Origin of the sequence: Micromonospora sp. WMMD1120 (genome assembly GCF_029626235.1) — a bacterium.
Classification (GTDB): domain Bacteria; phylum Actinomycetota; class Actinomycetes; order Mycobacteriales; family Micromonosporaceae; genus Micromonospora.
This window is the reverse complement of record NZ_JARUBO010000005.1, coordinates 2,367,314-2,389,139: the sequence shown is the minus strand read 5'-3', so window position 1 is coordinate 2,389,139 and position 21,826 is coordinate 2,367,314. Positions and strand designations below refer to the sequence as shown.

Sequence of the window (21,826 nt, the reverse complement as noted above, 5' to 3'; positions counted from 1 at the left end):
CAAAAGCTGCGACGATCTTGCAGTTTCGGCTGTCGAAATCACCCCCTACGCCCCTTTCGCACCGACAGGAACTGCAAGATCGCCGAGAACGGGGGCGCGGGGGCGGGGGCGGGGCGGGTGCAGCGGGGTGGGGCGGGCGGGGGTTACGGGACGGCGTAGGTGAGGAGGGGGGTGCCGTCGGCTCGTTGGAGTTCGACACCGACCAGTTCGGCGTCGGTGAAGCGGGTGACACCGGTGAACCGGAGGTCGTCGCCCGGCGCGGCGAGCCAGGAGCCGATCTGCTCGCTGCTGCCGTTCGGTCCCTTCGCCACCAGCCGGAACGGGTACGCCTTGCCGTAGCTGGTGCGGGCGTCGTACCCGCAGTGCATGGTCACCTGGGTGCCCCACTTGCTGCCGGTCAGCCCGATCTCGGCGTGCACCGGCCCGGCGAGGGCCACCGGCCGCATGGCGACCATCGAGACCTGCGGGCCGGGGCGGGCGCTCTGCGCTCCCGGCGACGGGGGCGGCGCCACCTGTCGGGGCAGCACCGCGGCGGTGCCGACGCCAACGACCAGGGCCAACCCGGCGGCGGCCAGGGTGATGAGGGCGTAGCGACGCCGGTCCATGCCGCGTTGCCGACGGCGGCGACGCCGCGCCTCGTCGAGCAGCACGGGCACCCGGGGTGGCGCCGGCGGCGGCAGGATCTGCTCCAACCCCGTCGGGTCGAGGCGCCCGAGCAACCCGGGCAGCACGGCGATCTCGGCGACCGCCTCCCGACACGAGGCGCAGGTGCCGAGATGCCGCTCGTAGGCCGCCCGCTCGGCAGGGGCCAGGGCGCCCAGCACGTACGCGCCGTCGTCGTACGCGAACTCGCACCGGGTCATCCCGTCACCCCCATCTCGGCCAGGACCAACCGTAGAGACCGCAACGCGTAGTGGGTGCGGGACTTCACGGTCCCTGGCGGCACGCCCAGGCGGGACGCCGCCTCGGCCACCGAGCGCCCCTGGTAGAAGCACTCCACCAGCACCTCGCGGTGGGTCGGGCTGAGCCGGTTCAGCGCCTCGGCGACGGTCCACGCCTCCACCGCGCGCTCGGCCTCGTCGATCACCTCCGGCGGTTCGGGAAACTCGTCGGTGAACACCTCGCCGACCCGGGTGGACCGTCGCCGCCAGGCGTCGATGGCCAGGTTGCGGGCGGTGGTGAACAGCCAGGAGCGCACCGAGCCGCGCGTCGGGTCGAGCGACTCGGGGTGTCGCCAGGCCCGCAGCAGCGTCTCCTGCACCAGGTCCTCGGCGCGCTGCCGGTCCCCGTTCACCAGCCGCAGGGCGTGGGCGTACAGCGCCTCCGCGTGCTCGTCGTGCAGCGCGCGCAGCAGTTGGGCATCGTGGTCGCTGATGGCGGTCTCCTCGCTTCCGGCGCGCGTCCGGCGGTGCGTTCGATCGGGAATACGTGCGGTGACGCCGAACGGTTCAGCCCGAGGTCAGACCGGTTGCGTGCGGTCGCCGACCCGGAAGGTTGTTCATGCCCGGTTCACACGACGGCTGACGAGCGCTCACCGCGTCCTCCTAGCGTCCCGCTGGTACGCGGCCAGTCGTGACACCGACTTCCCTGGAGGCTTCTCCCATGAGCGACCGTCCCCGGCTGCTCCCCCTGTTGAACGGCATTCGCCACGGCACCCGTGACGCCATGACCTGCCTGTACCGCTGCGGCAACGCCTGTGACCACCCGGTACCGAACACGTCCGACAACGCGTACTTCGGTGATGTCGTGAACGCCGAGGTCTCGCGGCGTGGCGTGGTCCGGGCGGGCGCGGTCGGCGCGCTCGTTCTCGGCTTCGGCGGCGCGGCGGCCGGCGCGCTCGCCGGCGCGGCGCCGGCCGTGGCCGCCCCCACCACCCCGGACGTTCCGGAGACCTTCGGGTTCGGCCGGCCCGGCACCGGCGTCGGCACCGGCGCGCTCACCTTCAAGCCGATCCCACCGAACAAGCTGGACGCGCTGGTCGTGCCGAACGGCTACGACCACGCCGTGGTGATCAAGTGGGGTGACCCGGTGCTGCCCGGCGCGCCGGCGTTCAACCTGCACCACCAGACCGCCGCCGCGCAGTCCAGGCAGTTCGGCTACAACAACGACTTCGTCGGTGTGCTGCCGCTGGACAAGCAGGGCCGGCGGGCGCTGCTCGTGGTCAACCACGAGTACACCAACGAGGACCTGATGTTCCCGGGCTTCCCCGGCCTGGACGGGCTCTCCGTCGAGCAGCTGCGCACCGCTATGGCCGCGCACGGCATGTCGGTGGTGGAGCTGGAGCGGGTCGGCGGCACCGGGCAGTGGAAGCCCGTCGACAAGGGACCCCGGCCCTACAACCGGCGGGTCACCGCCCTCGGCACCAAGTTCGACCTGACCGGCCCGGCCGCCGGCTCGGCCTGGCTGAGGACCGCCGCCGACCCGAAGGGTCGTACCGTCGTCGGCACGCTCAACAACTGTGCCGGCGGCGTGACCCCGTGGGGCACCGTGCTCTCCGGCGAGGAGAACTTCAACCAGTACTTCGTCGGCGCCGACAGCGCACCGGCCGAGCTGAAGCCGAAGCTGGACCGGTACGGGATCGGCACCGCCAGCCGCTACCCCAGCGGCAGCCGTAAGTGGGACCGCGCCGACGAGCGCTTCGACCTGGCCAAGCACCCCAACGAGGCGCACCGGTTCGGCTGGGTCGTCGAGATCGACCCGTTCGACCCGGAGAGCCGCCCGCGCAAGCACACCGCGCTGGGCCGGTTCAAGCACGAGGGCGCCAACGTGATCGTGGCCAGGGACGGTCACGTGGTCGCGTACATGGGCGACGACGAGCGCTTCGACTACCTGTACAAGTTCGTCTCGGACCAGAAGTTCATGAAGGGCAACTCCTGGGCCGCCCGCAAGCACAACCTGACGCTGCTGGAGTCCGGCACGCTCTACGTGGCGAAGCTCGACCAGACCAGCGCCGCCGAGATCGACGGCTCGGGCAAGCTGCCCACCGACGGCGCGTTCAACGGTCGGGGTCGCTGGATCAAGCTGGTCAGCGGCAACAGGTCGTTCGTCGACGGGATGACCGCCGCGGACGTGCTCACCTTTACCCGGCTCGCCGGTGACAAGGTCGGCGCGACCAAGATGGACCGCCCGGAGGACGTCGAGCCGAGCCAGCTCACCGGCAAGGTGTACGTGGCGCTGACGAACAACACCAACCGGGGCGTCGGCAGCAACCCGAAGGCGGACGAGGCCAACCCGCGCACCGCCAACAAGCACGGGCAGATCCTGGAGCTGGTCGAGGACCGCAACGACAACACCTCGGAGACCTTCGCCTGGTCGCTGCCGATCGTCTGCGGCGACCCGACCGACCCGTCGACCTTCTTCGCCGGGTACGACAAGGCAAAGGTCTCCCCGATCTCCTGCCCGGACAACGTCGCCTTCGACGCCACCGGCAACCTGTGGATCTCCACCGACGGCAACGCGCTGGGCAGCAACGACGGTCTCTTCGCCACCGCCGTGGAGGGCCCGGAGCGGGGTCACCTCAAGCAGTTCCTGACGGTGCCGCTCGGCGCGGAGACCTGCGGCCCCTTCATCACCGGCGACAACCGTTCGGTCTTCGTCGCCGTGCAGCACCCGGGCGAGATCACCGGGGCGTCGGTGGAGAACCCGGCCTCGAACTGGCCGGACGGTGACTACGCCAAGCCGGGCGTGGTCGTCACCTGGCGTCTCGACGGTGGCCCGGTGGGCAGCTGACGTTCCACCCCGGGCGGTTCGCCGCCGCCCGCGAGGGGCCCTCTCCCAGCCCGGGAGAGGGCCCTTCGGCGTTCCCGGCGGTCAGCTCTCCGCGGCGAGGCTGTCGGCGACGCTACGGGCCACAGTGAGCAGTTTCGCGCGCACCACCCGGGCGGACGTCATCATCTCGCTGGCCGGCAACGCGCAGGCCAACACCACCCGGCGCTCCATGTCCTTGTCCGGGGCGACGAGCACCGCCGCGCAGGCGACGCCCTGACGGAACTGCCCCAGCTCCAGTTGCATGCCCCGCCGGTCACCGGCCGCCAGGTCGGCCTCGAACGCCTCGGCGGTGGTCAACGTGGCGGTGGTGAACGGGCGCATGCCGTACTCCCGCAGGTAGCGGTAGCGCTGGTCGGTGGTGAGGGTGGCGAGCAGCGACTTGCCGAGGGCCGTCGCGTGCGCCCCCTCGTCGAAGCCGGGGACCAGGTCCTCCAGGTACGGCGAGCGGTGCCCCTCGGCGACCGCCGTGAGGGCCACCTGACCGCCGACGAAGCGGCCCAGGTAGTGGCTGTAGCCGGTGTCCAGAGCGGCCCGCCGTAGCGTCTCACCGACAGCGGGAGGGCCGCGGAACGCGGTCACCAGCTCCCGGTACCGGTCGGCCACCTCCAACCCCACGATGTACGTGCCGTCCTCCCGCCGGATCACGTAGCCCTCGTAGGCGAGGGTGCGAACCAGGTGGTAGGTGGTGGCCACGGTCAGCTCGCACCGCCGGGCGATCTGCTTGACGGTCAGCCCCTTCGGGGCGCGACCGACCGACTCCAGCACCCGCAGCGCTCGGGACACGCTGCGAATCAGGTCCGAAGGTTCTGCCAAGGGGTCGCGCACAACCACCTCCGCCGCCGTGGACTTACACCATATGAAAAACAGGCTCGGTGCGAAATGCCTGTTCGGGTCGAGGATGCCAGATCACCATCCACAGCATGTTGCCCGACGGTCACCAGGCGTGCGGTGAACGAGGCTCGCGTAGGTTTGCCGGACGATGACCAACTCCTCCACCGCCCCCGCTCCGACCGCCGCCGAAACCCGCCCGATCCGGGCCAGCGCCGGCGCCGTCGCCACCACCGTCGCCTGCGTGCTCCCCGTCTTCCTGCTCGGCGGCCTCGCCGTGCAGATGGGCCGGGACCTCGACTTCTCGCCGGCCGGTCTGGGTCTGGCCGTGTCCGTCTACTTCGGGGTCAGCGCGCTGGCCTCGGTGCCCTCCGGCCGGCTGGTCGAGCGGTACGGGCCGGCGGTGGTGGCGCGCTGCGGCATCCTGCTGGCCGCCGGGTCGATGCTCGCCATCGCCGCTGTCGCCCGGTCGTACCCGGTGCTGGTCGGCCTGCTGGCGCTCAGCGCCGCGGCCAACGCGCTCGGCCAACTGGCCAGCAACACGGCGCTGGCCCAGCACGTGCCACTCCGACGGCAGGGGCTCTCGTTCGGCGTCAAGCAGGCCGCCATCCCGGTCTCCACGCTCTTCGCCGGGGCGGCGGTGCCCACCATCGCGCTCACCCTCGGCTGGCGCTGGGCGTTCGTGGCCGCCGCCGTGGTCGCGGTGACCACGCTGCCCGCCGTACCCCGGCCGTTGCCGGGCCCCGCCCGGCGAGCCGGCGTCAGCCGCGCCGGGCGGGCGACCGCGGCGCTCGTGGCGATCGGCGCGGCGGCGATGTTCGCCGCGGCCGCGGCCAACGCCCTGGGCACCTTCCTGGTCGACTCCGCGGCGGTCCGGGGCCTGTCCCCCGGTCTCGCCGGCCTCACCCTCACCCTGGGCAGCGCGACCTGCGTGGCGGGTCGGGTCGGCGCCGGCTGGCTGGCCGACCACCGCGACAGCGGTCACGTCGCCCTCATCGCGGCGATGCTCGCCGTCGGGGCGGCCGGGCTGGGTCTGCTCGCGCTGACCGGCCCGGTGCCGCTGGTGGTCGGCGTGCTGCTCGGCTTCGGCCTGGGCTGGGCGTGGCCCGGCCTGATGACCTTCGCGGTGGTCCGGCTGCACCCGCAGTCGCCGGCCGCCGCCACCTCGATCACCCAGACCGGGGTGTACGCGGGCGGCGGCCTCGGCCCGCTGAGCCTCGGCCCGCTCGCCGCGCACCTCGGTTACCCGACCATGTGGGGCGTCGCCGCCGGTGCGATGCTGCTCGCCGCCGCCCTCATGCTCGTCGGCAGCGGACTGCTCGCCCGGGCCTCGACGGCGACCCGGCCTCTGGATCAGCCGTTGCGGTCGGCCATGTAGTCGCAGAGCGACTCGAGCGCGCTGCGCTCCGGCCCGACCGGCAGCGGCGCGAGCTGCGCGCGGGCCTCCTCGGCGTAACCGCGCACCGTCTCCCGGGCCCGCTTGAGCGCCGGGCTCTCCCGGAGCAGCCCCAGCGCCTCGCTGTGCAGCGCGTCGTCGGTCAGCGGACCGGTCGCCAGGATCTCCCGCAGCCGCACCGAGGACGCGTCGGAGTCGTCCGCCTCGAGGGCGTAGAGCACCGGCAGCGTCGGGACGCCCTCACGCAGGTCGGTGCCGGGGGTCTTGCCCGACTGCACCGACTCGGAGGCGATGTCCAGCAGGTCGTCGGAGAGCTGGAACGCGACGCCGATCGTCTCGCCGTACCCGGCGAGGGCCTCCACGTGCTCCGGGGCGGCGCCGGCGAACAGGCCGCCGAACCGGACCGACGTGGCGATCAGCGAGCCGGTCTTCTCGCCGATCACGTGCAGGTAGTGAGCGACCGGGTCGTCCTCGGCACGCGGTCCGACCGTCTCGGCGATCTGGCCGTGCACCAGCCGGGCGAAGGTGCGCGCCTGCAGCCGGACCGCCTCCGGGCCCAGGTCGGCGGCGATGTCCGCGGCACGGGCGAAGAGGTAGTCGCCCACCAGGATGGCTACCGAGTTGGTCCAGCGCGAGTTCGCGCTCTGCGCGCCCCGGCGGACAGCGGCCTCGTCCATCACGTCGTCGTGGTAGAGGGTGGCCAGGTGGGTGAGTTCCATCACCACGGCGGCCGGGACGACCTTCGGGGCGGTCGGGTCGCCGAACTGGGCGCCGAGCGCCACCAGCAGCGGACGCAGACGCTTCCCACCGGCCTCGACGAGATGCCGGGCCGCCTCGTTGACGAACGGGTCGGCACTGGAGACGCTGGCCCGCAACTCGACCTCGACAGCGTCCAGCAGGCCCAGGACGGACGCCTCGACCCGGGGTTCGTCGAAGTTGAGGCCGAGCGCGCCGAACTGACTCGTGCTCGCCCGACCCCGCTGACCGCCGGAGCCGGCGACACCTGAACGCTCGCCTGCCGGATTCACCACGCTATCAACCATGCCACACCCGTTCGACCTGCTCCGGGGCGGGGATACACACCGGGGGCCGGCGCGTGAACACACGCCGACCCCCGGTGATCGAATCCTCGTTCATCGAACGAATTCGGCGGCTCCGGTAGCGAGGTCGAGCAGCGGGTCCGGGGCCACACCGAGCACCAGGGTCGCCAGCACGCCGATCATCAGCGCGGCGGAGGTGAGCCCGCCGGGCACGGTGACCGTCGGGGTGGACTCACCCGGCTCGGAGAGCCACATCATCACCACGACCCGCAGGTACGGGAACGCGAGCACCATGCTGGTCAGCACGCCGGCGATCACCAGCCACGCCTGGCCGCCCTCCAGGGCCGGCCCGAAGATGGCGAACTTGCTGGTGAAACCGCTGGTCAGCGGGATACCGGCGAAGGCGAGCAGGATGAACGTGAAGAGCCCGGCGAAGAACGGCGAGCGCCGGCCCAGCCCGGCCCAGCGGGACAGGTGGGTGGCCTCCCCGTCGGCGTCGCGCACCAGGGTCACCACGGCGAACGCGGCCAGCACCGAGAAGCCGTACGCGACCAGGTAGAACATCGTGCCGGAGAGGCCGTCCCGGCTCGGCGCCAACACACCGACCAGCAGGTAACCGGCGTTGGCGATCGAGGAGTACGCGAGCAGCCGCTTGATGTCCGTCTGGGTGACCGCGAGGACCGCGCCGACCAGCATGGTCAGCACCGCCACCGCGCCGAGGACCGGGGTGAAGTCCCAGTTGGCGTCGGCGAACGCGACGTGGAAGACCCGCAGCAGGGCACCGAACGCGGCGACCTTGGTGCAGGCTGCCATGAAGCCGGTGACCGGCGTCGGAGCGCCCTGGTAGACGTCCGGCGTCCAGACGTGGAACGGCGCCGCCGCGGCCTTGAAGAGCAGGCCGATGGCGAGCAGCGCCATGCCCGCGAAGAGCAGCACCGGGCTGGCCGGAGACTCGCTCACCGCGGCGTGGATGGTGGCGAAGTCGACGCCCGCCGAGCGACCCGGGACACCGGCGGTGAAGCCGTAGATCAGGGCCACGCCGAACAGGAAGAACGCCGAGGCGTACGCGCCGAGCAGGAAGTACTTCATCGCCGCCTCCTGGCTGAGCAGCCGGCGGCGACGCGCCAGCGCGCAGAGCAGGTAGAGCGGGAGGGAGAACACCTCCAGCGCGATGAACATGGTCAGCAGGTCGTTCGCCGCCACGAAGATCAGCATGCCGCCGATCGCGAACGTGGTGAGCGGGTAGACCTCGGTGAGCCCGTTGCGTCCCTCGGCCTGCCGCCGGTCGTCGGACGACTCGGCCGTCACCGCGGCCTGCGCGACGAATGCCCCGCCCCGCTCGACGGTACGGTCACCGATCAGCAGCAGCGCCATCGCGGCCAGCACCAGGATCGCGCCCTGGAGGAAGAGCGTCGGCCCGTCCACGGCGAGGGCCTGACCAGCGGTGATGATCCGCTCGTCGGCGCTGAGGACCACCATGGTCAGCGCCGCGAGCACGGCGAGCAGCGCCAGGGTCAACTGGACCAGGTGCCGTGCGCGTCGGGGCACCAGGGCCTCGACCAGCACGCCGAGCAACGCGGCGCCCAGCATGATCAGGATCGGAGCGATCGCCGCGTAGTCGATCGACGGCAGTTTGAACTCCATCACTTTGCCGCCTCCTGGACGGTGCCCCCCACGGACGGGGCCGGGTCGGTCTTGCCGATGTCCTCCATGGTCGCCTGGACGGCCGGGTTGATCACGTCAGTGACCGGCTTGGGGTAGAACCCGAGCAGCACGATCAGCGCGATCAGCGGGGCGACCACCACCTTCTCGCGCAGGTTGAGGTCCCGACGCATGCCCTCGACCTCGGTCAACGCCGGGTTGAGCGTGCCCTGGGTGGTGCGCTGCACCATCCAGAGCACGTACGCGGCGGCCAGGATGATGCCGAGCGTCGCGATGACCGCGACCGGCTTGTTCACTGTGAAGGTGCCGATCAGGACCAGGAACTCGGAGATGAACGGCGCCGTGCCGGGTAGCGCGAGCGAGGCGAGACCGGCGAAGAACAGCACCCCGGCGAGCACCGGGACCAGCTTGCCGGCACCACCGAAGTCGCTGATCAGTGCCGAGCCGCGCCGGGCGATCAGCATGCCCACCACCAGGAAGAGCAGACCGGTGGCCAGCCCGTGGTTGAGCATGTAGAGCACCGCGCCGGTGCCGGCCTGGGTGGTGAACGCGAAGATGCCCACCCCGATGAAGCCGAAGTGCGCGATCGAGGTGTACGACACCAGCCGCTTGAGGTCGTTCTGGCCGACCGCCAGCAGCGCGGCGTAGATGATGCCGATCACGCCCAGCGCCAGCGCCCACGGCGCGAACCACTTCGACGCCTCCGGGAAGAGCGGCAGGCAGTAGCGCAGGATGCCGAAGGTGCCGACCTTGTCCAGCACACCGACGAGCAGCGCCGCGGCGCCCGCCGGCGCCGCGCCACCGGCGTCGGGCAGCCAGGTGTGGAACGGGAAGAACGGCGCCTTGATGGCGAACGCGAGGAAGAAGCCGAGGAACAGCCACCGCTCGGTTCCGGTGCTGATGTCGACCTGCGACAGCGCCTGCCAGTCGAAGGTCTTGCCACCGACCACCCAGAGGCCGATCACCGCGGCCAGCATGAACAGACCGCCGACGAGCGAGTAGAGGAAGAACTTCACCGCCGCGTACTGCCGCTGGTGGCCACCGTAGCTGCCGATGAGGAAGTACATCGGCACCAGCATGACCTCGAAGAACACGTAGAACAGGAAGACGTCGGCGGCGGCGAAGACGCCGATCATCGTGCACTCGAGGACCAGCAGCAGCGCGAAGTAGACGGGCACCGAGCGCTTCGACGACTCCGCGTCGTGCCAGGACGCCAGGATCACCAGCGGGACCAGCACCGCGATCAGCATCAGCATCACCAGCGCGATGCCGTCCGCGGCGAAGGTGAAGTTGACACCCCAGTTCGGGATCCACGAGTACGACTCGCGGAACTGGAACCGGTCACCGCCGGTCTTGAAGCTGACCCACATCACCACCGAGAGCACCAGCACGAGCAGCGACCAGGCGAACGCCACCTGCTTCGCCAGCTCCGGCCGGCGGCGCGGCAGGAGGGCCACCACCAGGGCGCCCACCAGCGGCGCCACGGTGAGCACCGAGAGGAACGGGAAGTTGGACATTATGCGGCCTTACCTCCGTCGTCACTGCGTGGTCCGCCGGCGGGGGCGGGCGTGTTGAGGTCGATCACGCCAACCACCCCGCCTGCACCGCCAGGAAAGCCGCCATCACCAGCAGCGCACCGGCCAGGATCGAGGTGGCGTACGAGCGGACGAAGCCGGTCTGCATCCGCCGGAGGCGACCGGAGCCACCGCCGACACCGGCGGCGAGCCCGTTCACCAGCCCGTCGACGCCCCGGTTGTCGAGGTAGACCAGCGCCCGGGTGAGGAAGATGCCGGGCTTCTCGAAGACCGCCTCGTTCACCGCGTCGGCGTAGAGGTTGCGCCGGGCGGCGGTGACCAGCACCCCGGCCGGCTGCTCCACGGTCGCCGTGCCGGCCCGGAAGAGGAACCAGGCGAGCCCGGCGCCGAGCACGGTGACCAGCAGCGACAGCGTGGTGATCACGGCGTGCGAGAGGACCGCCTCGTGCTCGGCGGCCTCGCCGCCCAACCCGGCGGTGGCGGTCAGCCAGTCCGGGACGGACGTGGAGAGCAGGAAACCGGCACCGATCGAGCCGAGCGCCAGGAGGATCAGCGGGATGGTCATCAGCTTCGGCGACTCGTGCGGGTGCTCGATGTCCTCGGTCCACCGCTGCGGGCCGTGGAAGGTGAGCACGAACAGCCGCGTCATGTAGAACGCGGTCAGCCCGGCGCCGAGCAGCGCCGCCCCGCCGAAGAGCCAGGCGGTCCAGTCCTCCCGCTCGAACGCCGCCACGATGATCGGCTCCTTGGAGAAGAAGCCGGAGAACGGGAACATGCCGATGATGGCCAGCCAGCCCATCATGAAGGTCAACCAGGTGATCTTCATGTGCTTCGACAGCCCGCCGAACCGGCGGATGTCGACCTGGTCCTTCATCCCGTGCATGACCGAGCCGGCCCCGAGGAACATGTTGGCCTTGAAGAAGCCGTGGGCCAGCAGGTGCACGATGGCCAGCGCGTACGCCCCGCCGCCGAGACCGACGCCGAGGAACATGTAGCCGATCTGGCTGACCGTCGACCAGGCGAGCACCCGCTTGATGTCGTCCTTGGCCGCGCCGATGACGCAGCCCATCAGCAGCGTGAGCGCGCCGACGCTGACCACCACGAGCTGGAGCGTGTGGTTCGCCGAGAAGACCGGGTTGGACCGGGCGATCAGGTACACGCCGGCGGTGACCATGGTGGCCGCGTGGATGAGCGCGGACACCGGGGTCGGGCCCTCCATCGCGTCCGGCAGCCACGCCTGCAACGGGAACTGACCGGACTTGCCGGCCGCGCCGAGCAGCAGCAACAGACCGAGGACCAGCACCGTCGCGCCGGTCAGCGAGCCGACGCCGTTGAACACCTCGTCGTACTGGGTGGTGCCCAGGGTGGCGAACATGATGAAGATGCCGATGGCCAGGCCGGCGTCACCGACCCGGTTCATCAGGAACGCCTTCTTCCCGGCGGTGGCCGCGCTCGGCCGGCCGTACCAGAAGGAGATCAGCAGGTACGACGCCAGACCGACGCCCTCCCAGCCGAAGTAGAGCATCACGTAGTTGTTGCCGAGCACCAGCAGCAGCATCGCCGCGACGAACAGGTTGAAGTACGCGAAGAAGCGTCGGCGGCCGGCGTCGTGCGCCATGTACTCCACCGCGTACAGGTGGATCAGGAAGCCCACCCCGGTGATCAGCAGCACGAAGACCGCGGCCAGCGGGTCGAACAGCAGGCCGAAGTCGACGCGCAGGTCGCCGACCGCGATGAAGTCCCAGAGGCTCAGCTCGACCGACTTGTTCTCCAGGCCACGCAGCTGGAAGAAGAAGGCCAGGCCGAGCACGAACGCGGCGCCGATGGCGGCGACGCCCAACCAGTGCCCCCAGCGGTCGGCCCGCCGGCCGAGCAGCAGCAGGATGGCCGCGCTGACCAACGGGATCGCCACGAGCAGCCAGACGCTGCCGAGCAAGCCCGTGGCACCGGCGTACTGCACAGTCTCTTCCACTTGCGTGCCCCTTAGTACTTGAGCAGGTTGGCGTCGTCGACGCTCGCCGAGCGCCGCGTCCGGAAGATGGACATGATGATCGCGAGCCCGACCACGACCTCGGCCGCCGCCACCACCATCACGAAGAACGCCATGATCTGACCGTTCAGGTCACCGTTGATCCGGCTGAAGGTGACGAGCGTCAGGTTGGCCGCGTTGAGCATCAGCTCCACGCACATGAACAGCACGATCGCGTTGCGCCGGACGAGGACCCCGGCGGCGCCGATGGTGAACAGCACCGCGGCGAGCACAAGGTAGTAGTCGGGTGTCATCGCTGGGCCAGCCTTTCGTTCGCGACTGCGGGGCTCCGCTTCGCTGCACTCCTCGCGCTCACCGAAGCTGTCCTTTCGTTCGCGACTGCGGGGCTCCGCTTCGCTGCACTCCTCGCGCTCACCGGTCCGTCCCCTTCAGGGTGGTCTCCTGCGCGGTCAACTCCCGCACCGGCAGGATGGCCGGCGTGCTCTGGTCGGTGAGCCGACCGTCCGGCAGTCGCGCCGGGGTGGCCACCGAGGACGAGGTCGCCCAGACACCGGGACCCGGCTTGGGGCCGGGGTAGTTGCCCGGCGCGAAGCGCGCCCGCATGGTCGACGGCTGGTCGACCTTGTCGCGCTTACGCCGCTCGATGTGCGCGAGCACCATGGCGCCGACCGCCGCGGTGATCAGCAGGGCGGAGGTCAGCTCGAACGCGAAGACGTACTTGGTGAAGAGCAGTCGGGCGATGCCCTGGACGTTGCCCTCCGCGTTGGCCTGCTCCAGGCCGACCGCCGTGGTCCCCTCGACGGCCCGGTAGAGAGCCCCGCCGACCAGGCCGGCGAAGCCCAGACCCAGCACGATCGCGGCGACCCGCTGACCGCGCAGGGTCTCGATCAGCGAGTCGGTGGAGTCCTTCCCGACGAGCATCAGGACGAACAGGAAGAGCATCATGATCGCGCCGGTGTAGACGATGATCTGCACCATGCCGATGAACGGCCCGGCCTGGAGCACGTAGAAGACGCCCAGGCAGAGCATGGTGAGCACCAGCCAGAGCGCGGAGTGCACCGCGTTGCGGGCGGCGATCATGCCAATGGCGCCGATGAGCGCGAGCGGCCCGAGAATCCAGAAGGTGACCTGCTCGCCGCTGGACACCTCACCCGCCGCGGCCAGCACCGTAGACGTGGTCATGCTTCCTCTCCCTTGCCGGCCGCGACGCGCTGGGCGGCCTGCTCGGCGCCCGGGAACGTCACGCCGGGGTGCTCCTCGACCTGGTAGCGGCCGGGGCCCATCGGGGACTTCTCCGCACCGGCGGAGGTGCCCGGGTTGTCCAGCGCGCCGACGTAGTAGTCCTTCTCGCTGTTGCCCAGCAGCATCGGGTGCGGCGGCTGATCCATGCCCTCGAGCAGCGGCGCGAGCAACTGCTCCTTGGTGAAGATCAGGTCCTGCCGGTTGTCCCGGGCCAGCTCGTACTCGTTGCTCATGGTGAGCGAACGGGTCGGGCAGGCCTCGATGCACAGCCCGCAGAAGATGCACCGGGCGTAGTTGATCTGGTAGATGCTGGCGTACCGCTCGCCCGGCGAGAAGCGCTGCTCGTCGGTGTTGTCGCCACCCTCGACGTAGATCGCGTCCGCCGGGCAGGCCCAGGCGCACAGCTCACAGCCGATGCACTTCTCCAGGCCGTCCGGGTGCCGGTTGAGGATGTGCCGCCCGTGGTAGCGCGGCGCCGACACCGGCGGCTTGAACGGGTAGTCGGTCGTGACGACCTTCCTGAACATGTGCGAGAAGGTGACACCGAATCCCTTGAACGTTCCGGTGATCGCGCCCACGTCACACCTCCCTGGAGTCCGAGCCGGCGACGATGTTGGCCGGCTCCCGCTCGGCGACCACGCGCGTGATGCGCGGGCTCGGTGGTACCTGAAGATCCATCGGTGGCAGCGGGAAGCTCCCGTGCGGCCGGTTGTCGACCTGCTCCTGCGGCGTCGGCTTCGGCTGCGGGCGGCGGCTCGGCCAGAACAGCGTGGCGAGCAGCAGGATGCCGGCCGGAACGCCGACCGCGATCACCTTGCCCCTGGTGTCCCAGTCCTCGATGGAACGCAGACCCGACAGGACCAGGATCCAGACCAGGTTGATCGGCAGCAGCACCTTCCAACCGAGGCGCATGAACTGGTCGTAACGCAGCCGGGGCAGCGTGCCGCGCAACCACACGAAGACGAAGACCAGCGTGATGACCTTGCCGAAGAACCAGAGCATCGGCCACCAACCGGAGTTGGCGCCCTCCCACAGGGTGATCGGCCAGGGCGCCCGCCAACCGCCGAGGAACAGCGTGGTGGTGACCGCGGACATGGTCACCATGGCGACGTACTCGCTGAGCATGAAGAGCGCGAACTTGAGCGAGCTGTATTCAGTCATGAAGCCCGCGACCAGCTCGGACTCGGCCTCGGGCAGGTCGAACGGCGCCCGGTTGGTCTCACCAACGGTGGCGATGAAGAAGATGATGAAGCTCGGCAGCAGCAGGATCGCGTACCAGCCCGGCGCGGGGATCTCGGTGCCGAACACGGTCAGCCGGGTGGCGTCGCCCTGCGCGGCGACGATGCCGCTGGTGCTCATCGTGCCGGCGGTCATGAACACCGTCACGATGCTCAGCCCCATGGTGACCTCGTAGGAGATCATCTGGGCGCTCGACCGCAGACCACCCAGCAGGGGGTACGTCGAGCCGGAGGCCCAACCGCCCAGCACGCTGCCGTAGACGCCCAGCGAGGAGCAGGCGAGCAGCAGCAGCACCGCCACCGGCACGTCGGTGACCTGCAACGGCGTCTGGTGGCCGAAGATGCTCACCATCGGGCCGAACGGCACCACCGACAGGGCGGTGACCGCGCAGATCACCGAGATGGTCGGCGCGAAGAAGTAGACGACCTTGTCGGCCGCCTTCGGCAGGATGTCCTCCTTGAAGGCCATCTTCAGGCCGTCGGCGAGGGTCTGCAGCAGGCCGAGCGGACCGACCTGGTTGGGGCCGGGCCGCACCTGCATGAAACCGACAACGCGTCGTTCGAACCAGACACCCAGCAGGGTGGCCAGCACGGCGAACACGAACGCGAAGACGACCTTGATGAGGACCAGCCACCACGGGTCCTGGCCGAAGTCGGCAAGCGTCGGATCCTGGGCGAGGACTGACGGACTCACTGGTTACCCCCGGAGTTGAGGAGCGGACCCGGGAGACCGGTCTCGTCGGCCGCCACGCGTCCGGCCGGGATGGCCGTGCCCGTCGCGGGAACGGAGATCCGGACGACCGCGCCGGACGCAACACCGAGGCTGCGTCGCACCGTCGAACCGGGTGAGTTGGTCGGCAGCCAGACCACGCCGTCCGGCATCTCGGTCAGCTCGGCCGGCAGGGTCAGCGCTCCCCGGTCGGTGCCGACCGTGACCGCGTCGCCGTCGGCGACACCGAGCGCCTCGGCGGTGCCCTTGCCCAGCCGGACCACCGGCGGGCGGGCCGTCCCGGCGAGGTTCTCGTCGCCCTCGGTCAGGGTGCCGAGGGCGACGAGTTGGTGCCAGGTGGCCAGCACGGCCTCGCCGGCGCCCGGGTGCGGCACCCGGCCCGGCGCCACCGAGGGCGCCGCCGGCCGGGTGGTACGGGTGGCCGGCAACGAGCCCAGCTCCCGGCGCACGCTCGGCACGTCGGCGGTGCCGAGCTGCACGTCGAGCAGCGCGGCCAACGCGTCGAGCACCCGGCCGTCGGTCATCGCGGCGGAGTTCAACACCGCCTCGAACGGGCGCAGCCGGCCCTCCCAGTCCAGGAAGCTGCCGGCCTTCTCGACCACCGGGGCGACCGGCAGCACGACGTTCGCCCGCCGGGTCACCGCGCTGGCCCGCAACTCCAGGCTGACCAGGAACGGCACCGCGTCCAGGGCGGACTCGGCCAGGCGCGGGTCGGCCAGGTCGGCCGGGTCGACACCGCCGACGACGAGCGCGCCGAGCTGCCCGTTGGCGGCGGCGGCCAGGATGCCGTCGGTGTCCCGACCGGCCTGACTCGGAATCACCCCGGCCGGGATGTCCCACGCCTCACCCAGCTCGGCCCGCGCGGCCGGCTCGGTGACCAGCCGGCCACCGGGGAGCAGGTTGGGCAGACAACCCGCGTCGACGGCGCCTCGGTCCCCCGCGCGCCGCGGCACCCAGGCCAGCTTCGCGCCGGTACGCCGGGCCACGTCCGCCGCGGCGGAGAGCCCACCCGGCACGGTGGCCAACCGCTCGCCGACGATCAGGATCGCCCCCGGAGCGCTCAGCGCCTCGCTGACCGTGGCGTGCTCGGCGAGCACGCTGGCCTCCTCGCCCGGCACGACCCGGGCCAGCTTGGCGCCGAGCTTCTCCAGGCCGCGGGTGGCGAACGGCGCCAGCGCGTACACCGTCAGGGTCTTCTTCAGGTACGCCTTGCGCAGCCGCAGGAAGAGGATCGGGCACTCCTCCTCCGGCTCCAGGCCCACCAGCACCACGGCCGGCGCATTTTCCACGTCGGTGTAGGTGACGTCGGTGACCCCGGCGACCGAACTGGCCAGGAAGTCGGCCTCCTCGCGGGAGACCGGCCGGGCCCGGAAGTCGATGTCGTTGGTGTTCAACGCGACCCGGGCGAACTTCGCGTACGCGTAGGCGTCCTCGACGGTCAGCCGTCCGCCGGTGAGCACCGCCGTGCCCCGACCGCTCTCCCGGGCGGCGTGCAGCCCTTCGGCGGCCACCGTGAGCGCCTCGCTCCAGGACGCCTCGCGCAGCTCACCGGTGCGCTCGTCACGCACCAGCGGAGTGGTCAGCCGATCAGTGGCGCGGGTGTACTGGAAGCCCCACCGGCCCTTGTCGCAGTTCCACTCCTCGTTCACCGCCGGCTCGTCACCGGCCAGCCGGCGCAGCACCTTGCCGCGCCGCCAGTCGGTGCGCTGCCCGCAGCCGGCCGAGCAGTGCTCGCAGACGCTCGGGCTGGAGACCAGGTCGAACGGGCGGGCCCGGAAGCGGTACTGCGCGCCGGTCAGCGCGCCCACCGGGCAGATCTGCACGGTGTTGCCGGAGAAGTAGGAGTTGAACGGGACGTCCCCGCCGTCCTCCCCGGACTCCGCGCCGTACGCGTCGTCCCGGTAGATGTTGATCTCCTCGGCGGACGACCGGCCCATCAGGTCGATGAACTTGTCGCCGGCGATCTCCTCGGAGAAGCGGGTGCACCGCTGGCAGAGCACGCAGCGCTCGCGGTCCAGCAGCACCTGGCTGCTGATCGCCATCGGCTTCTCGTACTCCCGCTTGTGCTCGTGGAAGCGCGAGTCGGTGCGGCCGGTGGACATCGCCTGGTTCTGGAGCGGGCACTCACCGCCCTTGTCACACATCGGGCAGTCCAGCGGGTGGTTGAGCAGCAGCAGCTCCATCACCCCCTCCTGCGCCTTCTTGGCCACCGGAGAGGTGAGCTGGGTACGGACGACCATGCCGTCGGCGACGGTCTGGGTGCAGGAGGCGACCGGCTTGCGCTGCCCCTCCACCTCGACCAGGCACTGCCGGCACGCGCCGGCCGGGGCCAGCAGCGGGTGGTCGCAGAACCGGGGGATCTCGGTGCCCATCTGCTCGGCGACCCGGATCAGCAACGTCCCCTTTGGGGCGGTGACCTCGACGCCGTCGATGGTGAGGGTGACGGTCTCGGTCTGCTTGGCTACATCAGTCATCAGTGTGCCCCTACCAGGGTCTTCTCTGACAGCTTCGGTGCGGTCCGTCCCTCGATGTAGTCGAGGTAGTCCTGCTTGAAGTACTGCAACGACGAGGTCACCGAGCTGGTCGCGCCGTCACCCAGGCCGCAGAACGAACGGCCGAGGATGTTGTCGCAGGTGTCCAGCAGGGTGTCCAGGTCCTCGTGGGTGCCCTGACCGGAGAGAATCCGCCGGTAGACACGAACCATCCAGTAGTTGCCCTCCCGGCACGGGGTGCACTTGCCACACGACTCGTGGTGGTAGAACTCCAGCCACCGGTACGTCGCGTAGACCGGGCAGTCCTGGTCGGAGAAGATCTGCATGGCGGTGGTGCCCAGGATCGAGCCGGCCGCCGCCACCCCCTCGAAGTCCAGTGGCACGTCCATGTGCTCGGCGGCGAGCAGCGGGGTGGACGAGCCGCCCGGGGTCCAGAAGCGCAGGTTGTGCCCGGGCTGCATGCCGCCGGCCAGCTCCAGCAGCTCGCGCAGCGTGACACCCATCGTGCACTCGTACTGGCCCGGGTTGACGATCCGACCGGACAATGAGTAGATCATCGGCCCGGAGGACTTCTCGGTGCCCATCGTCTTCCACCAGTCGGCCCCACCGAGCACGATCGGCGGCACGCTGGCGATGGTGCCGACGTTGTTGACCACCGTCGGGCTCGCGTACAGGCCGTGGGTCGCCGGGAACGGCGGGCGCAGCCGGGGCTGGCCCCGGAACCCCTCCAGCGAGTCCAGCAGCGCCGTCTCCTCGCCGCAGATGTACGCCCCGGCGCCGGAGTGCACCACAAGCTCCAGGTCGAAGCCGCTGCGCAGGATGTTCCGGCCGAGGTAGCCCTTGTCGTACGCCTCCTGGACGGCGTTGCGCAGCCGGCGCGCGGCGTGCACCGCCTCGCCCCGGATGTAGATGTAGGCACGGCTGGCCCGGATCGCGTACGACGCGATGATCACGCCCTCGACCAGCGCGTGCGGGTCGTGGGTCATCAGCGGCAGGTCCTTGCAGGTGCCCGGCTCGCCCTCGTCGGCGTTGACCACCAGGTAGTGCGGCTTGCCGTCGCCCTGCGGAATGAAGCCCCACTTCAGGCCGGTGGGGAAGCCGGCGCCGCCACGGCCCCGCAGCCCGGAGTCCTTGATCAGCTGGATCAGGTCGTCCGGGTGGGCCTTGAGCGCCTTGCGCAGGGCGGCGTAGCCGTCCAGCTGCTCGTAGGTGCCGATGCGCCAGGCGTCCGGCGACAACCAGCGCTTGGTCAGCACCGGCGTCAGCTTGGCCAGCGTCTCCGGGCGGGGAGTGGTCACTTCTGGGCCCCCGTTTCACTCGCGTCGGCGGAGTTCGCGCCACCGGCGTTCGCCGACGCTTCGTTGAGGTTGCGCTCCTGCGCACCGGTGGAGTCGCCGGCGGGCTTGCCGTCGCCGGCCGGCGCGTTGTCCGCCACGCCGGCGGCCTCCGCCGCCCGCGCGTCGCCGGCTGCCGGCTCCGTCGGGGTCTTGGTGCCGGGGGCGTCCGGGACGGCGGTGCTCGCGTCCGGCTGCCGGGTCTCGGCGGTACGCACCTGCGGCGACTTGTCGTCCGGAGCCTTCACGTCCCGCGTGGTGCTGCCACTGGCCTCGGCCGGCGTCGCCGGCTCGGTGGTCCCGGCCGGCGTCGCCGGCTCGGTGACCGCTCCGGTCGGGACGGACGCGCCGTCGCCACCCTTGACCGGCGCGGTGCTGGCCTCGACGGGCGCCGGCTTGGCGGCCTCCGCCTTCGCCTTGGCCTCGGCGGCGGCCTTGTCGGCCTCGGCCTTGCTGCGGATCGGGGTGTTCGGGTCGAAGCCCGGCACCGAGACGCCGTGCTGCTGGGCCAGCCGCAGCCCGCGCAGGGTGGGCTCGCCCGGCCCGCCGTCGGCGACAGCGCCGTCGCGTTCGTCGGCGAAGCCGGCGAGCTGCACCGCCATCTCCTTGAGGGTGCAGAGTCGGGCGCCCCGGGTCGGCATCGGCCGACCGCCCGCCCGCAGCTCGTCCACCACCCCGACCGCGGTGGTGGGGTCCACCCCGTCGAAGAAGTCGTAGTTGACGGTCATCACCGGGCCGTAGTCGCACGCCGCCAGGCACTCGGCGTGCTCCAGGGTGATCGTGCCGTCGGCGGTCGTCTCGTCGTGCCCGACGCCCAGGTGCTCGGAGAGGGTGTCGTACACCTCCTGCCCACCGAGCACGTTGCACATGGTGTTGGTGCAGACGCTGACCAGGAAGTCGCCGGTCGGCTTGCGCTTGTACATCGTGTAGAAGGTGGCGACCGCCCCGACCTGGGCCTTGTTCAGCCCCAGCACCTCGGCGCAGAACGCCACACCGGCCGGGGACACGTACCCCTCCTCGGCCTGCACGAGGTGCAGCAGCGGCAGCAGCGCCGAGCGGGACCGGTCCGCCGGGTAGCGGGCGATGATCTCGCGCGCCCGCTCGCGAGTCGTGTCAGTGAAAATCGTCGTCATCAGAGCCGCCTTCCGTTCGCGACTGGGCCGGCGTCTGCGCGCGACTGCGGGGCTCGCTCCGCTCTCTCCTCGCGCACGCGGCTGGGGCTCGCAAGCTCACTCCTCGCACTCACCTGTCACAACCCCCCATGACCGGGTCCAACGAGGCGCCGCCGGCAATCACGTCGGCGATCAGGCCGCCCTCGGCCATCGCCGGGAGGGCCTGGAGGTTGACGAAGCTCGGCTCCCGGTAGTGCACCCGGTACGGGCGGGTGCCGCCGTCGGAGACCGCGTGGACGCCCAACTCGCCGCGGGGCGCCTCGATGGCGACGTACACCTGGCCGGGCGGAACCCGGAAACCCTCGGTCACCAGCTTGAAGTGGTGGATCAGCGACTCCATCGACTGACCCATGATCTTCGCGACGTGCTCCAGCGAGTTGCCCATGCCGTCGACACCGATGGCGAGCTGGGCCGGCCAGGCGATCTTGCGGTCGGCGACCATGACCGGGCCCGGCTTGAGCCGGTCCACCGCCTGCTCGACGAGCTTCAGCGACTCGCGGATCTCGGCGAGCCGGACCTGGTAGCGACCCCACACGTCACCGTCGGGGTGGGTCGGCACGTCGAACTCGTACGTCTCGTAGCCGCAGTACGGCATGGTCTTGCGCAGGTCCCAGGCGAGGCCGGCGGAGCGCAGCACCGGGCCGGTCACGCCGAGCGCGACACAGCCGGTCACGTCCAGCACCGCGACGCCCTTGGTCCGCTCGGTCCAGATCGGCTGACCGGACAGGAGGTCTTCGTACTCCTTGAGCTTCTTCGGCATCACCCTGAGGAACTCGCGGATCTTGCGGATCGCGTCGTCCGGCACGTCCTGCGCCACCCCGCCGGGCCGCACGTACGCGTGGTTCATCCGCAGGCCGGTGATGGTCTCGAAGATGTCGAGGATGTACTCCCGCTCGCGGAAGCCGTAGAGCATGATCGAGATCGCGCCCAGCTCCATGCCGGTGGTCGCCAACCAGACCAGGTGCGACGAGATCCGGTTGAGCTCCATCATCAGCACGCGGATGGTCGTCGCCCGCTCGGTGATGTCGTCGGTGATGCCGAGCAGCTTCTCGACCGCCAGCGCGTACCCGGTCTCGTTGAAGATCGGAGCGAGGTAGTCCATCCGGGTGACGAACGTGGAGCCCTGCACCCAGTTGCGGTATTCGAGGTTCTTCTCGATGCCGGTGTGCAGGTAGCCGACGACGGAACGGGCCTCGCGGACCGTCTCGCCCTCCAGCTCCAGGATCAGCCGCAGCACGCCGTGCGTGGACGGGTGCTGCGGACCCATGTTGACGACGATCCGCTCGTCGTTGATCGGATCGGTGCCCGAGACGATCGTGTCCCAGTCCCCACCGGTGACGGTGAAGACCCGGCCCTCCTCGGTCTCGTGCTCACTGGCGTAGTTCGACGTCGTCACAGT

At 70.7% G+C, this 21,826-nt stretch carries 17 protein-coding genes; 2 read left to right on the top strand and 15 right to left on the bottom strand.

What is annotated here, in order from left to right; all coding sequences use genetic code 11:
• Positions 1–143 precede the first annotated feature (143 nt).
• The gene (locus O7634_RS11310) at positions 144–863 is read right to left on the bottom strand and encodes a zf-HC2 domain-containing protein (RefSeq protein ID WP_278150086.1); all 720 of its coding nucleotides are present in this window, start codon (positions 861–863) and stop codon (positions 144–146) included.
• A complete protein-coding gene (locus O7634_RS11305) occupies positions 860–1,375 on the bottom strand; it encodes a sigma-70 family RNA polymerase sigma factor (protein ID WP_278153939.1) in 516 nt (171 codons plus the stop codon). The genes O7634_RS11310 and O7634_RS11305 overlap by 4 nt, the downstream gene beginning before the upstream one ends.
• A 227-nt stretch (positions 1,376–1,602) precedes the next feature.
• On the opposite strand from O7634_RS11305, the gene O7634_RS11300 reads away from it, so the two are divergent.
• Positions 1,603–3,729 (top strand): PhoX family phosphatase, encoded by a 2,127-nt coding sequence (locus O7634_RS11300; RefSeq protein WP_278150085.1) that lies wholly within the window; start codon positions 1,603–1,605, stop codon positions 3,727–3,729.
• Positions 3,730–3,810: 81 nt separating this feature from the next.
• Here the strand turns inward: O7634_RS11300 and O7634_RS11295 are convergent, their stop codons facing one another.
• Positions 3,811–4,593, bottom strand: coding sequence for an IclR family transcriptional regulator C-terminal domain-containing protein (locus O7634_RS11295; protein WP_278150084.1), 783 nt, complete (start codon positions 4,591–4,593; stop codon positions 3,811–3,813).
• A gap of 154 nt (positions 4,594–4,747) precedes the next feature.
• On the opposite strand from O7634_RS11295, the gene O7634_RS11290 reads away from it, so the two are divergent.
• Positions 4,748–5,974, top strand: a complete 1,227-nt coding sequence (locus O7634_RS11290; protein WP_278150083.1) for an MFS transporter — start codon at positions 4,748–4,750, stop codon at positions 5,972–5,974.
• Here the strand turns inward: O7634_RS11290 and O7634_RS11285 are convergent.
• The 12 genes from O7634_RS11285 to O7634_RS11230 form a co-directional block, all read right to left on the bottom strand.
• Positions 5,950–7,035, bottom strand: a complete 1,086-nt coding sequence (locus tag O7634_RS11285) for a polyprenyl synthetase family protein (RefSeq protein WP_278150082.1) — start codon at positions 7,033–7,035, stop codon at positions 5,950–5,952. The two genes, O7634_RS11290 and O7634_RS11285, sit on opposite strands and share 25 nt — an antisense overlap.
• 90 nt (positions 7,036–7,125) lie before the next feature.
• Positions 7,126–8,679, bottom strand: coding sequence for an NADH-quinone oxidoreductase subunit NuoN (gene nuoN, locus O7634_RS11280; RefSeq protein ID WP_278150081.1), 1,554 nt, complete (start codon positions 8,677–8,679; stop codon positions 7,126–7,128).
• Positions 8,676–10,211 (bottom strand): NADH-quinone oxidoreductase subunit M, encoded by a 1,536-nt coding sequence (locus O7634_RS11275; RefSeq protein ID WP_278150080.1) that lies wholly within the window; start codon positions 10,209–10,211, stop codon positions 8,676–8,678. Before O7634_RS11275 ends, nuoN begins: the two co-directional genes overlap by 4 nt.
• Positions 10,212–10,275: 64 nt before the next feature.
• A complete protein-coding gene (gene nuoL / locus O7634_RS11270) occupies positions 10,276–12,201 on the bottom strand; it encodes an NADH-quinone oxidoreductase subunit L (protein ID WP_278150079.1) in 1,926 nt (641 codons plus the stop codon).
• Between the two features lie 11 nt (positions 12,202–12,212).
• On the bottom strand, positions 12,213–12,512 hold the full coding sequence (nuoK, locus tag O7634_RS11265) for an NADH-quinone oxidoreductase subunit NuoK (RefSeq protein ID WP_030486270.1): 300 nt from the start codon (positions 12,510–12,512) through the stop codon (positions 12,213–12,215).
• Positions 12,513–12,630: 118 nt separating this feature from the next.
• Positions 12,631–13,401, bottom strand: coding sequence for an NADH-quinone oxidoreductase subunit J (locus O7634_RS11260; protein ID WP_278150078.1), 771 nt, complete (start codon positions 13,399–13,401; stop codon positions 12,631–12,633).
• Positions 13,398–14,039, bottom strand: a complete 642-nt coding sequence (nuoI, locus tag O7634_RS11255; protein ID WP_278150077.1) for an NADH-quinone oxidoreductase subunit NuoI — start codon at positions 14,037–14,039, stop codon at positions 13,398–13,400. Before nuoI ends, O7634_RS11260 begins: the two co-directional genes overlap by 4 nt.
• Before the next feature lies 1 nt (position 14,040).
• On the bottom strand, positions 14,041–15,393 hold the full coding sequence (gene nuoH / locus O7634_RS11250) for an NADH-quinone oxidoreductase subunit NuoH (protein WP_278150076.1): 1,353 nt from the start codon (positions 15,391–15,393) through the stop codon (positions 14,041–14,043).
• Positions 15,390–17,903 carry an NADH-quinone oxidoreductase subunit G gene (locus O7634_RS11245; protein ID WP_278150075.1) on the bottom strand — a complete coding sequence of 838 codons (2,514 nt, stop codon included), beginning with the start codon at positions 17,901–17,903 and terminating at the stop codon, positions 15,390–15,392. Before O7634_RS11245 ends, nuoH begins: the two co-directional genes overlap by 4 nt.
• Positions 17,903–19,219: an NADH-quinone oxidoreductase subunit NuoF gene (nuoF, locus tag O7634_RS11240; RefSeq protein WP_278150074.1), complete on the bottom strand. Its 1,317-nt coding sequence runs from the start codon at positions 19,217–19,219 to the stop codon at positions 17,903–17,905. Before nuoF ends, O7634_RS11245 begins: the two co-directional genes overlap by 1 nt.
• Positions 19,216–20,391 (bottom strand): NADH-quinone oxidoreductase subunit NuoE, encoded by a 1,176-nt coding sequence (nuoE, locus tag O7634_RS11235; RefSeq protein WP_278153938.1) that lies wholly within the window; start codon positions 20,389–20,391, stop codon positions 19,216–19,218. Before nuoE ends, nuoF begins: the two co-directional genes overlap by 4 nt.
• A gap of 106 nt (positions 20,392–20,497) precedes the next feature.
• Positions 20,498–21,823, bottom strand: coding sequence for an NADH-quinone oxidoreductase subunit D (locus O7634_RS11230; RefSeq protein ID WP_278150073.1), 1,326 nt, complete (start codon positions 21,821–21,823; stop codon positions 20,498–20,500).
• Positions 21,824–21,826 lie beyond the last annotated feature (3 nt).